The organism is Rhodococcus sp. GXMU-t2271, from assembly GCF_041414735.1.
In the GTDB taxonomy this organism is placed as follows: domain Bacteria; phylum Actinomycetota; class Actinomycetes; order Mycobacteriales; family Mycobacteriaceae; genus Rhodococcus; species Rhodococcus indonesiensis.
In genome coordinates, this window is sequence record NZ_JAUIZP010000032.1 from 1 (window position 1) to 13,432 (window position 13,432).

At 69.0% G+C, this 13,432-nt stretch carries 12 protein-coding genes and 2 tRNA genes; 9 read left to right on the forward strand and 5 right to left on the reverse strand.

Translation table 11 applies throughout. The features are described from left to right. Window positions 1-166 precede the first annotated feature (166 nt). From QYS60_RS12950 to cmrA, 3 genes are read left to right on the forward strand one after another with little or no spacing between them, the layout of a single operon-like run. Window positions 167-712 (forward strand): PadR family transcriptional regulator, encoded by a 546-nt coding sequence (locus QYS60_RS12950; protein ID WP_003938929.1) that lies wholly within the window; start codon window positions 167-169, stop codon window positions 710-712. After that, on the forward strand, window positions 709-2,736 hold the full coding sequence (locus QYS60_RS12955) for an FAD-dependent oxidoreductase (RefSeq protein ID WP_371383369.1): 2,028 nt from the start codon (window positions 709-711) through the stop codon (window positions 2,734-2,736). Before QYS60_RS12950 ends, QYS60_RS12955 begins: the two co-directional genes overlap by 4 nt. Window positions 2,737-2,762: 26 nt before the next feature. Continuing rightward, on the forward strand, window positions 2,763-3,566 hold the full coding sequence (cmrA, locus tag QYS60_RS12960) for a mycolate reductase (protein WP_371383370.1): 804 nt from the start codon (window positions 2,763-2,765) through the stop codon (window positions 3,564-3,566). A 53-nt stretch (window positions 3,567-3,619) separates the two neighbouring features. Here cmrA and QYS60_RS12965 read toward each other — a convergent pair whose 3' ends face one another. Beyond that, a complete protein-coding gene (locus QYS60_RS12965; RefSeq protein WP_289381856.1) occupies window positions 3,620-5,338 on the reverse strand; it encodes a helicase HerA-like domain-containing protein in 1,719 nt (572 codons plus the stop codon). Window positions 5,339-5,421: 83 nt separating this feature from the next. Between QYS60_RS12965 and orn the strand changes: the two genes are divergently transcribed. Both orn and QYS60_RS12975 read left to right on the forward strand, forming a co-directional pair. Continuing rightward, on the forward strand, window positions 5,422-6,021 hold the full coding sequence (orn, locus tag QYS60_RS12970) for an oligoribonuclease (protein ID WP_003938933.1): 600 nt from the start codon (window positions 5,422-5,424) through the stop codon (window positions 6,019-6,021). A gap of 83 nt (window positions 6,022-6,104) precedes the next feature. Further along, window positions 6,105-6,182 (forward strand) — tRNA-His (locus tag QYS60_RS12975). A gap of 64 nt (window positions 6,183-6,246) precedes the next feature. Here QYS60_RS12975 and QYS60_RS12980 read toward each other — a convergent pair. Together QYS60_RS12980 and QYS60_RS12985 are read right to left on the reverse strand one after the other, a co-directional pair. Next, window positions 6,247-7,680: a selenium-binding protein SBP56-related protein gene (locus tag QYS60_RS12980; RefSeq protein ID WP_371383371.1), complete on the reverse strand. Its 1,434-nt coding sequence runs from the start codon at window positions 7,678-7,680 to the stop codon at window positions 6,247-6,249. A gap of 250 nt (window positions 7,681-7,930) precedes the next feature. Continuing rightward, a complete protein-coding gene (locus QYS60_RS12985; RefSeq protein WP_054373841.1) occupies window positions 7,931-9,073 on the reverse strand; it encodes an Ig-like domain-containing protein in 1,143 nt (380 codons plus the stop codon). 349 nt (window positions 9,074-9,422) lie between these two features. On the opposite strand from QYS60_RS12985, the gene QYS60_RS12990 reads away from it, so the two are divergent. From QYS60_RS12990 to QYS60_RS13000, 3 genes are all read left to right on the forward strand, one after another. After that, window positions 9,423-9,495 (forward strand) — tRNA-Lys (locus tag QYS60_RS12990). A 345-nt stretch (window positions 9,496-9,840) separates the two neighbouring features. Then, a complete protein-coding gene (locus tag QYS60_RS12995; RefSeq protein ID WP_371383372.1) occupies window positions 9,841-10,680 on the forward strand; it encodes an alpha/beta fold hydrolase in 840 nt (279 codons plus the stop codon). Between the two features lie 141 nt (window positions 10,681-10,821). Then, entirely contained in the window at window positions 10,822-11,658 is an 837-nt protein-coding gene (locus QYS60_RS13000) for a mycofactocin-coupled SDR family oxidoreductase (RefSeq protein WP_003938938.1), read from the forward strand. A gap of 40 nt (window positions 11,659-11,698) precedes the next feature. Here QYS60_RS13000 and QYS60_RS13005 read toward each other — a convergent pair whose 3' ends face one another. Beyond that, complete coding sequence (locus QYS60_RS13005; protein WP_371383373.1) at window positions 11,699-12,466, reverse strand: L,D-transpeptidase family protein; 768 nt, start codon at window positions 12,464-12,466, stop codon at window positions 11,699-11,701. 185 nt (window positions 12,467-12,651) lie between these two features. After that, a complete protein-coding gene (locus tag QYS60_RS13010) occupies window positions 12,652-12,873 on the reverse strand; it encodes a DUF3618 domain-containing protein (protein ID WP_003938940.1) in 222 nt (73 codons plus the stop codon). 74 nt (window positions 12,874-12,947) lie between these two features. On the opposite strand from QYS60_RS13010, the gene bcp reads away from it, so the two are divergent. Further along, entirely contained in the window at window positions 12,948-13,424 is a 477-nt protein-coding gene (gene bcp / locus QYS60_RS13015) for a thioredoxin-dependent thiol peroxidase (RefSeq protein WP_289377471.1), read from the forward strand. The last annotated feature ends 8 nt before the right edge of the window (window positions 13,425-13,432 follow it).

Here is a 13,432-nt window from a genome sequence, read left to right on the forward strand (position 1 = left end):
ATGCCCGCAGCCTAGGAGATCGCCGCGCCGAGAACCGGCGTCTGACGATCCGCGTGCTCCGCAGTCGGCCGCGAACGCAATCGCGTTCGCGGCCGACTGGGACGTTCGCGGATGTCGACTCCGGTGTGCACTTGATTGCATATGCACCTCGGTGCATACTCGCGATATGGCACTGGAACACGCGCTGCTCGCCGCACTCGACGAGCGGTCCGGCTCCGGCTACGAACTCGCCCGCCGGTTCGACAAGTCGATCGGCTTCTTCCACAGCGCAACCCACCAGCAGATCTACCGCGTCCTGCGGCGGATGGAGGAGCGCGGCTGGATCACCGGCCGCACCGTGCCCCAGGACGGGCGACCCGACAAGAAGGTCTACCGCGTCAGCGCCGCCGGACGCACCGAACTGGACCGCTGGATCTCCCAGCCCTCCGACCCCGAGCAGCTACGCAGCGACCTGGCAGTGAAGATCCGCGCCGCCGGGCCCGCCACCCTCCCCGCCCTCCTCGCGGAGCTCACCCGCCACCGCGACGCCCACGCCGCACGTCTCGAGGTGTACCGCACCATCGAGAAGCGCGACTTCCCCGCACCTGACCGGCTCACCGGGCCCTCACTGCACCAGTATCTGGTTCTGCGCGGCGGCATCCGCGTCGAACAGGGATTCGCGGACTGGTGCCAGGAAGTGCTCGACGCCCTCACCACCGAGGACAACTCGTGACGAACCCGTACCCCCACCTGCTCTCCCCTCTCGACCTCGGACCCTTCACCGTCCCCAACCGGGTCGTCATGGGCTCGATGCACACCGGTCTCGAGGACCGGGCCAAGAACACCGCTCGCCTCGCTGCGTACTTCGCCGAGCGCGCCCGCGGCGGCGTCGGCCTCATCGTCACCGGCGGCTACGCCCCCAACCGGACCGGCTGGCTGCTGCCGTTCGGCGCCAAACTCACCAACCGGCTCGAGGCCCGCCGGCACCGGACGATCACCGATGCGGTCCACGCCGAAGGTGGCCGTATCCTGCTGCAGATCCTGCACGCCGGGCGCTACAGCTACTGGCCCCTGAGCGTGTCTGCGTCGTCGATCAAGGCACCGATCAACCCGTTCCGCCCACGCAGGCTGACCTCGTGGGGTGTGCGCCGGCAGATCCGCGCCTACGTCCGCTGCGCCCGCCTCGCCCAGCAGGCCGGTTACGACGGCGTCGAGATCATGGGCGGCGAAGGCTACTTCATCAACCAGTTCCTCGCCGAGCGCACCAACCGCCGCACCGACGCGTGGGGCGGCAGCGCCGAGAACCGTCGCCGGCTGCCCGTCGAGATCGTCCGCCGCACCCGCGAAGCCGTCGGACCGGACTTCGCGATCTGCTTCCGGCTGTCCATGGCCGACCTCGTCGAAGGCGGCCAGCGCTGGGACGAGATCGTCGCCCTCGCTCAGGAGGTCGAACGCGCGGGCGCCACGCTGATCAACACCGACATCGGCTGGCACGAGTCGCGGGTGCCCACCATCGTCACGTCCGTCCCGCGTGCCGCGTTCGCGGACGTGACCGCCGAGCTGGCAAAGCACGTCGGGATCCCGGTCGCCGCGTCCAACCGGATCAATATGCCCGAGACGGCCGAGGAAATCCTCGCCCGCGGCGACGCACAACTGATCTCGATGGCGCGGCCGATGCTGGCCGACCCGGAATGGGTCCGCAAGGCCGCCGCCGGCGTACCCGACGAGATCAACACCTGCATCGCCTGCAATCAGGCCTGCCTCGACCACGCGTTCGTCAACAAGCACGTCTCGTGCCTGCTCAACCCCCGAGCCGGCCGGGAGACCGAACTGCTGCTCGCCCCCACCCGCCGCCGCAAGACCGTCGCGGTCGTCGGCGCCGGACCTGCCGGGCTCGCGGCGGCCGTGAACCTGGCCCGTCGCGGCCACTCCGTCACCCTGTTCGAAGCCGACGACGAGATCGGCGGCCAGTTCGGCATCGCCCGCCGCATCCCCGGCAAGGAGGAGTTCGCCGAGACCGTACGGTACTTCCGCCGCCAGCTGGAGCTGACGAAGGTGCAACTCCGTCTCGGTACCCGCGCGAGCGCCGACGATCTGATCGGCGCGTACGACGAGGTGGTCGTCGCGACCGGCGTCACCCCCCGCGTGCCCGCCATCCCGGGCATCGACCATCCGAGCGTGCTGTCCTACCCGCAGGTCGTCCGGGACGGGGCGCCCGTCGGGGCGCGCGTCGCCGTGATCGGGGCGGGCGGAATCGGCGTCGACGTCTCCGAGTTCCTCACCCACGACCACTCCCCCACCCTCGACCTGGCCGAATGGAAACGCGAGTGGGGCGTCACCGACCCGAAGGCCGCCCCGGGGGCGCTCACCGAGCCCCGCCCGTCGCCGTCGCCGCGGGAGGTGTTCCTGTTGCAGCGCAAGCCCGGCCCGATCGGGAAGGGACTCGGCAAGACCAGCGGATGGGTGCACCGGGCGTCCCTGAAGCACAAGAAGGTGCACGAGGTCTGCGGGGTCAACTACGAGCGGATCGACGACGCCGGCCTGCACATCAGCTTCGGCGAGGATCGCCGTGACCCGAAGGTGCTCGACGTGGACAACGTGGTGATCTGCGCGGGGCAGGAACCGGTCCGTGACCTGGTCGATCGGCTCACCGCCGCGGGTGTGACCACCCATGTCATCGGCGGGGCCGACGTCGCCGCGGAACTCGACGCCAAGCGCGCGATCGAGCAGGGCACCCGCCTCGCGGACCGCATCTGAACCGGCCGCCGCTACGCTGAGCGACCATGACTCTGCCGACTCCCACCCCCGACGCCCGAGCCGTCGTGACCGGCGCCTCCTCCGGCATCGGCGAGGCTCTCGCCGCCGAACTCGCCGCGCGCGGGCACTCGCTGATCCTCGTCGCCCGCCGCGGCGACGTGATGGAGGAGCTCGCGGCGACGCTGCGGGCGAAGTACGGCGTCACCGTCGAGGTCCGCGCCTGCGACCTGTCCGACCGCGACGCACGAACCGAGCTCGTCGACGAACTCGGCAAGCGCCCGATCAGCATCCTGTGCAACAACGCGGGCATCGCGACGTTCGGCCCGGTGGCCCAGCTCGATCCGGCCTACGAACGGGCCCAGGTCGAACTGAACGCCGTCGCCGTGCACGACCTGACCCTCGCGGTGCTGCCGCAGATGGTCGAGCGCCGATCCGGGGCGATCCTGATGGTCGGTTCCGCGGCGGGCAACATGCCGATCCCCAACAACGCGACCTATGCGGCGACGAAGGCGTTCGTCAACACCTTCTCCGAGTCGCTGCGCGGGGAACTGAAGGACAGCGGCGTGCACGTGACGCTGCTGGCGCCGGGCCCGGTACGCACCGAGACCCCGGACCCGACCGAGGCGTCGATCGTCGACAGGCTCGTGCCGGACTTCCTGTGGATTTCGAGCGAGCACACCGCGAAGGTGTCGCTCGACGCGCTCGCCGAGAACAAGATGCGCATCGTGCCGGGCCTGATCAGCAAGGCGATGTCCGTCGCCGGCAACTACACCCCGCGCGGTGTCGTCGCGCCGATCGTCGGCGCCTTCTACAAGAAGCTGGGCGCATAGCGCCGGTGTGCCGTTTGGGCTGCGGGAGTAGCCCAAACGACACACCGGGGGCGTCAGCGCCGGCGGCGCCGGCCGGTGCCGAAGATGCTGCGACTGATCTCGCGTCCCGCGGCCGACGCCGCCGAGCGCAGGAAACTCTTGACGGCCGCATTGCCGAGGACCTGCTCGACAACGCTCGGCCCTTCGTCCCGCGGCGGCGGCGCGCTGGGCAGGTCCGGCAGCGGCGGCAGGTCCACCCGCGGGTCCGGCGCGGGCGCGCCGGACACCTTGGCGGTGAGCAGCTCGTACGCCGACTCGCGGTCCACCGTCCGCCCGTACCTGCCGTACAGCGCGCTGCCCTGCGCGGCCGCGCGGATCGCCGGCTCGCCGATCGTGTCCATCAGCGAGCGCGGCGGCCGGATCCGCGTCCACGCGACAGGTGTCGGCGCGCCCTTCTCGGAGAGCACCGTGACGACGGCCTCGCCGATCCCGAGGGTGGTCAGTGCCTCCTCGAGATCGTAGAAGTCCGTCTCCGGATACGTCCGGACGGTCTTGGCCAGCGCCTTCTGATCGTCCGGGGTGAACGCGCGCAAGGCGTGCTGCACCCGCGCACCGAGCTGGGACAGCACCGCGTCGGGCACATCCGCGGGCAGCTGCGTGCAGAAGAACACTCCCACGCCCTTCGAACGGATGAGCTTGACCGTCTGCTCGATCTGCTGCAGGAACACCTTGGAGGCGTCCGCGAACAGCAGGTGGGCCTCGTCGAAGACGAACACGAGCTTCGGTTTGTCGAGGTCGCCCTCCTCCGGCAACGTCTGGAACAGGTCCGCGAGCACCCACATCAGGAACGTCGAGAACAGCACCGGCCGGGCGGCGTGGGTGCCGAGCTCGAACAGACTGATCACGCCGCGTCCACCGTCGACGCGCAGTAAGTCCTCGGTCTCGAACTCCGGTTCCCCGAAGAAGGTGTCCCCGCCGTCGGCCTCGAGATTGACCAGCGCCCGCAGGATCACGCCGGCGGTGGCCCGGGAGACTCCGCCGATGCCCTTCAGGTCGGCCTTCCCCTCGTCACTGGTCAGATGGGTGACGACCTGCCGCAGGTCCTTCAGGTCGAGCAGCGGCAGTCCCCGGCGGTCGGCCCAGTGGAAGATCAGCCCCAGGGTGGACTCCTGGGTGGGGTTGAGGCCGAGGACCTTGCCGAGCAGGATCGGACCGAACGCGGTGACCGTGGCTCGGACCGGAACGCCCATCCCCTCGGTGCCGAGGGAGAGAAACTGCACCGGGTAGGTGCTCGGCACCCATTCGGAATCGCCGGTCTCGGCGGCGCGGGTCCGCACCCTGTCGGTGTCCTCGCCGGGCGCCGACAGGCCCGACAGGTCGCCTTTCATGTCGGCCATCACCACCGGGACTCCGGCGGCGGAGAGCTGCTCGGCGATGCCCTGCACGGTCTTGGTCTTGCCGGTACCGGTGGCACCGGCGATCAGTCCGTGCCGGTTCATCGTGGCGAGCGGGATCCGTATCCGAGCCGACGAATCGACCACCCCGTCGTGGACGACAGCGCCGAGGTCGAGGGCGACCCCGTCGACGGAGTATGCCGCGGCGATCTGTCCGGCCGGGCCGGGCGCGACGTCCGCCGCGTCGGCCTCGCGCTGGGCCGCCTCGGCCGCTCGCTGCGCCTGCTCGGCGGCTTCCAGGGCAGCGGCGGCGACGCGCGCCGCTTCCTCGGCGGCCGCGCGGGCGGCCGCCGCCTTCTCGGCCGGCGACGATGCCGGCGGTGTCGGATCGGCTGTCATCCGGTGTCCTCCTCGTCCACATGCGGCCGCGGAATGGTCACCGTGACCATATCGCCGCGACCGGGCTGACTACGCTGTGTTTCGTGCAGGACAAACTTGTATGGATCGATTGCGAAATGACCGGCTTGCGGATCGACAGCGACCAGCTGATCGAGATCGCCGCCCTCGTCACCGACAGTGATCTCAACGTGCTCGGAGACGGGGTGGACATCGTCATCCACGCCGACGACGAGGCACTCGCCGCGATGCCCGACGTCGTCACCGAGATGCACGAGCGCTCCGGGCTCACCGAGGAGGTGCGCAAGTCCACGGTCAGCGTCGCAGAGGCGGAGAAGATGGTGCTCGACTACATCCGGGCTCACGTCCCGGAGGCCGGTACCGCGCCGCTGGCCGGCAACTCGATCGCGACGGACCGCGGGTTCATCGCTCGTGACATGCCCGAGCTCGACGCCTACCTTCACTACCGGATGGTGGACGTCAGCTCCGTCAAGGAGCTGTGCCGCCGCTGGTATCCGCGGATCTACTTCGGGCAACCGGCGAAGGGCCTTTCGCACCGGGCGCTCGCCGACATCAAGGAGTCGATTCGCGAATTGCGGTACTACCGGCGGACCGCGTTCGTCGCGCCTCCGGGCCCTCCGTCGGCCGAGATCGCCGCCGTCACGAAGGAGTTGGGTCCGGCCTGACCTGCGGATTCGCCCTTTCCGGCAAACACAGGCTAGTATCTGTACCGCAGGCGCAACCGGCCCAGGCCGATCGCGAATGCGATGGTGAGTGTAGTTCAGTTGGTAGAGCACCAGGTTGTGATCCTGGCTGTCGCGGGTTCGAGTCCCGTCACTCACCCCCACAGGGCAAGTCCCTGACCGGTATCCGGTCAGGGACTTGCCTTATTCAGTGGCGTGCCACGGCGGTCATCCGGTGAAGCAGTACGAGTCGCTGGACGCATCCCCGCCCTGCAGGCGCGTCTGATGCACCCTGAGTCCGTGGAAGTCGTCGCCGTGCGGGAAGAACCCGCGGTCGACGACGAGGCCGCCGGCGGAGACATCGGCATCGAACTTCGCCATCCACGCTCCGACGCCGTCCGGGTAGAAGACCTCGTCCCAGGCCGCGTACAGCGAGTTGGTGGCGTAGACCCGGCGCCCGTCGCGACTGATCTCCACCATCTGCGGGCCTCCCGAGATCGGGAGGTCCGGAACCGCCGGGTGCGGCGCGCGGCGAACGATCCCGCCCAGGCGCACCGATGCCGTCTCCCGCGGATGGAACGGGTCGGCGACGTCGTACTGCTTGAGCTCTCCTGTGCCCCAGCACGAGACGTACAGCCAACGGTCGTCGACCGACAGGTCGATGTCGGAGACGAGCGGCGGTACCGCGCCGAAGGGTTTCAGTGCCGGCGGCAGATCGTCGGTGTCGGCCGGCTCCGCCGGAATGGTGATCACCTTCTCGACCGCCCACCGGTCGTCGCTCTTGTGCCACATCCACACGGAGGCCGACAGATCCTCCACGCTGACGACAACTCCCACGAACCCGAACGCCTGGGAGGGATTGTGCGCCGGGCGGAGTTCGAGAACCATCTGATGTTCGTCGCCGAGATCGATGCGCTGGGTCAGCTTGCGCTCGGACATGCTCCAGAAGTTCAGATGGTGTCCGAACCTGCGGCCGAGGAGGTCTTCGGGGTTCAGTCCGTTCTCGATCATCGACGGCGTGGCCCACTCGGAGGTGATCACCGTGTCGTACTTCAGGTGCCACCACACGTCGTACGCCAGGAACTGCTCGCCGTGCTCGGCTTCCCAGGCCCCGACGACGTCGAACGTGTCGTGGTCGAGCAGCGCGACACCACCCGGACCCTCGGCGCCGTCGGCGCTTCCCAGGGCGGACATGAAGATGCCACCCGGTCCACAGTGCACCGTGTGCGGACGCGAGTATCCGGCCTTCGCGGCGAGCTCGGCGGCCTCGATCGTGTGTGTCACCACCGGGTGCCGCGCATCGGGCTTGGTGTCGAGGATGTACGTTCTCGACGAGCGGATGCCCGGCACCACCAGGTATCGCCGTTCGAGCGGCTGCCCGTGCTGATCGCCGTGCCCCTCGTGACCGTGCCCCTCGTGACACAGCGCGCTCGAGCAGGCGTTCCACCCGAAGTGGTGCAACTCGTTGCCCGCCGTCGGCAGCTCGGTCCAGCCGACCACGCCACCGAACGTCGGCGAACCCGTCTCGCAATCGACCACTGCGATCGCGTCCTTCGCCCGGCCGGCCGGATCGAACGCAGCCACATAGGCAAGCAGCTCGGGCGCGGCAGCCACGGCCTCACTCGGGCTGCGGTAGAACGTGGGATCTGTCGTCGCAGGCATGAATCCTCCTCGACTCGGACCTGTCCGCCGGGCCACCCTCGGTGGTCCACGCTCGGTCGATGTCACAGGTAGGCATGCCCTTTCCCTGATTCTCCGCCGCGCGGGACCGCATGTCGACCTTCCGCGCGGGACGGGCTGCCCGGAAGTCGGCGTCGGACATGGGAAGACCCCCGGGATCGTCGATCCCGGGGGTCTCGTGCCGATCCCTACCACAGGACGCGGCCCCAGCCTGCCCGCGCCGGGCGGCCGATCAGGTGCGCGCGTTCCCGGCCTTCCACGTCGACCACGGGATGTTCCAGTCCCCGAGCCCCTCGGTGCCCGAGAGGATGCCGCCGACGGTGTTCTGCACGACGACGATGTCGCCGCGTTTGGTGTTGTCGAAGATCCACTTGGCGTTGGCCGGGCTCAGGTTGAGGCAGCCGTGACTGACGTTGCGCACGCCCTGGTCGCCGAGGGACCACGGCGCCGAGTGGAAGAAGATGCCGCTGTAGGACATCCGCGTCGCCCAGTCCACCGGGGTCCGGTAACCCTCCGCGGAGTCGACGGCGACGCCGTAGGTCGACGAGTCCATCACCAGATGCTCGAACCGGTCGCCGATCGTGTACACGCCGTTGGGGGTGGGCGTGCTGTCCTTGCCCATGGACGTGGGCATCGTCATCACGTCGACCCCGTTGCGGTTGACGGTGACCTGCTTGGTGTTGTCGTCGGCGGTGATGACCACCGCATCACCGATCGTGAAGCTCGAGTGCACGTCCGACTGGCCGAACAGGCCGTCACCCAGATCGCGACCGTAGACCTTCACATCCACGGTCACCCTGGTGCCCGGCGCCCAGTAGTTCTCGGGCCGCCACCGCACCTCGCGGTTGCTCAGCCAGTAGAACGCGCCCTCCACCGGCGGCTCGGTGACGACGGTGATGGCCTGCTCGGCAGCGAGACGATCGGGGATGTTCTCGTCGAACTGGATCGCGACGGGCTGGCCGATGCCGACGACCGCACCCTCGCCCGGCATCACGTACGGCTGGGTGAGGTTCCCCGGAGCGCTGGTGGTGAACGAGGCGACGGTCGTCGTCGCTCCGCCGAGCCCGTACGCGACGGCCTCGAGCCGGTACTGCCGGCTGTAGCCGAGCGGCTCGGTGTTCGCCCACGTGGCTCCGTCCGGCCCGAGTGCCCCGGCGACCGCTTCCCCGTCCGGATTGAGCAGGGTGACGGACTCGAGCTTGCCGTTGACCACCGAGACGGTCACCGGCTCGATGGGCGAGAAGCCGACTCCCCCGTCGACCACGCTCGCCGAGACCGTGGGCTTGATGAGCGCGGCGAGGGGATTCGAATCGATCGGCACCTCCTCGGCCCCGCCGGCGCCGGACGCGCCGGAGCAGGCCGTGACGAAGGTCATGACTCCGACCAACACCGCCCCGAGCACCGCCGCGACGGCACGCCGATTCCGCCGACGGCCCGGCGCCGCACTGTTCCCAACCACTCTCACCCTCCGATTCCGGGCCTCCCCCGGGCCGCAAAACTGCACGTCGATGCGCGTGCGCTCGATGATGCCAGCCCTGCTCGAGACACAGCTGCCGCGACGTCGACGACGCGAATAACGTTCGAATACCAATCGCCGCCGACCCCTTCCGCGTTACGTCCCGCGTCCGCCGAAATGCAGCATGACCTGCCGATTTGGTGCGCTCCTGGAAGATGTGTAGTCTTTCCTTCGTCGCCGGGACAACGGCCCGGAGACGCACCGCCAAGCGCCATTAGCTCAATTGGCAGAGCAGCTGACTCTTAATCAGCGGGTTCGGGGTTCGAGTCCCTGATGGCGCACAGCACGAAGGAAGGCCGGCGATCTGCGAGATCGCCGGCCTTCCTTCTTCTTTCCGTCGTGCCCGCTGTCCTCCCCGTCCAGCCCGACACGAACTCGTGCATCCCGCGAAGCACGTCCCGCCGACCGGGCACTTCGCCGGCGGTGTCGTACACAGATTTCCCCTGTGCGGGATGGCGGACTGCACAATTCGCCCGATGCGAGCGTTCGGCCGTCGCGAACAAACTGGGGCCATGTTCACGAAGAGCACTGTGCGAGACGCTGGGACGTCGGCGGACGACGGCCACGCGGGCCTGCGAGCATGGTACGAACGAGTGCTTCCGGACGGCTCGGGATACAGCCGCAGGGTGGAATCGGACTTGCCCACCCGAGTGCACGTCCTGGAGAAGGGCGCCGGACCGCCGATGATCCTGCTCCATGGCACTGGGGTCGCTGCCGGGTTCTTTCTGCCGCTACTCGCCGAACTCGACGGCGTCCGCGCGATTGCCCCGGACCTGCCCGGCCGGGGCCTCAGCGACCCGATCGATCACCCCCGACGGCACTTCCGCACAGCGGCGGTCGGGTGGCTGGATCGCCTGCTCGACGTCCTCGGCCTCGAAGAGATCGTGCTGCTCGGGCACTCCGCCGGCGGGGTGTGGGCCACCTGGTACGCACTCGCGCACCCGGAGCGGGTCCGCCGGCTCGTACTCGTCGGGCCGCCCGCCTTTCCGGGGACGCGGTGCCCGCTGCCGCACCGGGTACTCGCCACTCCGGGGCTCGGCAGGCTGGCGGCCGGTCTCGTTCCGCCCGGCCGGAAGTCCGTGCTCCGGTTTGCCGCCGTCATGGGGGAACGCGCGACGCTGGTCCGGCATCCCGACCTGATCGATCTGCTCGTTGCCATGCGCAGAGACCCCGTCGCCGAGTCGGCCGCGCGCGACGAGATACACGCACTCGTGTCTCCCCTGGCATTGCTGACGCCGTCCGGGTTCCGCCGGCGGACGCGCGTACGTCCCGAGGAACTCGGCCGCCTGACCATGCCCACGCTTCTCCTCTGGGGCCGGGACGAGCCGCTCGGCGGCGTCGCCGTGGCCCGTGGGGTGACCGACCTGATCCCGTCGGCGACGTCGGCGGTCCTCCCGGGCGGACACGTGCCCTGGCTGGGGCAGCCCGCGCAGACAGCTGCCGTGATCCTCGACTTCCTCCCATGACGACGAGGCGTGCGTGTCCGACTCGCACCGGCATGCCGCGACGACTGAGTGTGCCGAGCCGCCTTGCGATTTCGGTCCGATGCCCGTCGAACCCACCTACTGTGGGACGAACATCACACCGAACGCCGGAGGAGTACCACCATGGGTCAGCTCGAGGGCAAGGTCGCATTCATCACCGGTGCTGCACGCGGGCAGGGCCGCAGTCACGCGGTCCGGCTGGCCGAGGAGGGCGCCGACATCATCGCGATCGATCTCTGCGCGCAGGTCGATTCCGTGGGTTATCCCCTCGCCACGTCGGACGACCTCGCCGAGACGGTCCGGCAGGTCGAGGCGCTGGACCGCCGGATCGTCGCCACCCAGGCCGACGTCCGCGACAGTGCCGCCCTGAAGTCGGCGGTCGACGACGGCGTGGCCCAGCTCGGCCGGCTCGACATCGTCCTCGCGAACGCCGGCATCGCCAGCTTCGCGCCCGTCGAGGAACTCACCGACGAGATGTGGGACGACATGATCGACATCAATCTCACGGGGGTGTTCAAGACGGTGCGGGCGACCGTGCCGCACCTGAAGGCCAACGACGGCGGCGGCGCGATCGTGCTCACCAGTTCCACCGCGGGCATCAAGGGACTGGCGAACCTCGCGCACTACGTCGCGGCCAAGCACGGCGTGGTGGGATTGACGAAGACCCTCGCCAACGAACTCGCCCCGCACATGATCCGGGTCAACTCGGTGCATCCCACGTCGGTGGATACGGACATGATCCACAACGAGCAGACTTACGCGGTCTTCAACCCGGACAAGAAGCCGTCCGAGATCACCCGGGAGGAAGCGGGCGAGTCGTTCAAGACCATGAACGCCCTGCCGATCGAATGGGTCGAACCGGTCGACATCAGCAACGCGATCCTGTTCCTGGTCAGCGACGCGGGTCGCTACGTCACCGGTGTGCAGCTGCCGATCGACGCGGGCGCAGTGATCAAGTAGCCGTCCCGGGTCCGGTGTGCCGGCGGGAGCAGGTCACCGGTCAGCCCTCCACGATCACGGGATCGCCGATCTTCACCCGGTCGAAGTACCACTGCGCGTTCTCGGTGCTCAGGTTGATGCACCCGTGGCTCACGTTCGCATACCCCTGCGAGTCCACCGACCACGGCGCCGCATGGACGAAGATGCCGCCCCACGTGAGTCGCACGGCGTACTCGGTGTCGATGCGGTAGCCCTCCGGGGAGTCGATCGGGACGCCGTAGGTGGACGAGTCCATGACGAGGTCGCGAAACTTCTCGAGCACCGAGAACGTGCCGACGGGCGTCTCGTAGCCGGGCTTGCCCATCGACGCCGGCATCGTCCGCACCACCTCGCCGTTGAGGATGACCGTGAACTGGTGCGTCGAGCGGTTCGCGACGGCGACGAACTCGTCGCCGACCTGGAACTGGGTCCGCGCTCCGGCCACGGCGACGGTCACGGTGGTGTGCCCCGGCCAGAGACCGTCGGGAACCCACTGCACCCGGCGGTCGTCGAGCCACGTGAAGTGGCCGCTCACCGGCTTCGACGTGGTGATCTCGACGGCACGCTCGGCGCGGGCGCGGTCGGCGACGGGGGCACCGAACCGGACGGTCACCGGGTGTCCGACCCCCACCACCGCACCGTTCGCCGGCTCGAGTGTCGACGTGGGCAGCCGTGTCGGCGGGGCACCGCCGAGCGTCCCGGCAGTAGCCGCCACCCCGGAGCCGAGCAGGGCTACGGCGGTCAGGATCGAGACGAGAAGAAGTCGTGCAACCCGCTGTGCGTTCGGCATGGCCGTCAGCCCCCTCCGAGATGGCGCGGTTGGCTCACCTCAGTCAATCACGCCATGATCGAACTCGGAACGGTCCAAGGTCACATCGGCCCGCGCGACGACGTCGCCGGGCGACGACGAAGGGCACCGCGGTCCGGTGTGCCGGACGACGGTGCCCTTCGGGCCGGAACTCAGCTCAACAGAACTCAGCGCAACAGCTTGCGCAGCACCAGCGCGCCGACGACGGCGCCCACGGCGACGAGCGCGTACTTGACGTTGGGCTGGTTCACCTTCTCCATCACGGTCTGCTTGGTGTGGGCCATCACGTTCTTCGGGCTGGCGCGCACACTCAATTCGTCGAGGGTGCTCGCAAGCTGGTTGCGGGCGTTCTCGATGTCCCGTTCGATGGCCTCGGTGTCCCTACCCACGTGATCCTCCAGTTGGTCGCTGCACTGTGCTGCGACCACGGTAGTGGACGCACAGGTCCGTTACCCTCTCGGAGGTGACGGAAAACAGCAGCAGGCTCGCTCCCGGCGACACGGCTCCCGAATTCACCCTCCCCGACGCGGACGGCAACGAGGTGTCCCTGTCGGACTACCGCGGACGCAAGGTGATCGTGTACTTCTACCCCGCGGCAAGCACTCCCGGGTGCACCAAGCAAGCCTGCGATTTCCGCGACAGCCTCGCCGACCTGAACGGCGCCGGGCTCGCCGTCGTGGGCATCTCCCCCGACAAGCCGGCCAAGCTCGCCAAGTTCCGGGACGCCGAGCAGCTGACGTTCCCGCTGCTGTCGGATCCGGACAGGGCCACGCTGGCGGCATGGGGTGCGTTCGGCGAGAAGAAGATGTACGGCAAGACCGTCACCGGAGTGATCCGGTCGACGTTCGTCGTCGACGAGGACGGCCGGATCGAGGTCGCGCAGTACAACGTCCGCGCCACGGGGCACGTCGCGAAACTGCGCCGCGACCTGTCGGTCTGACTCCCGGC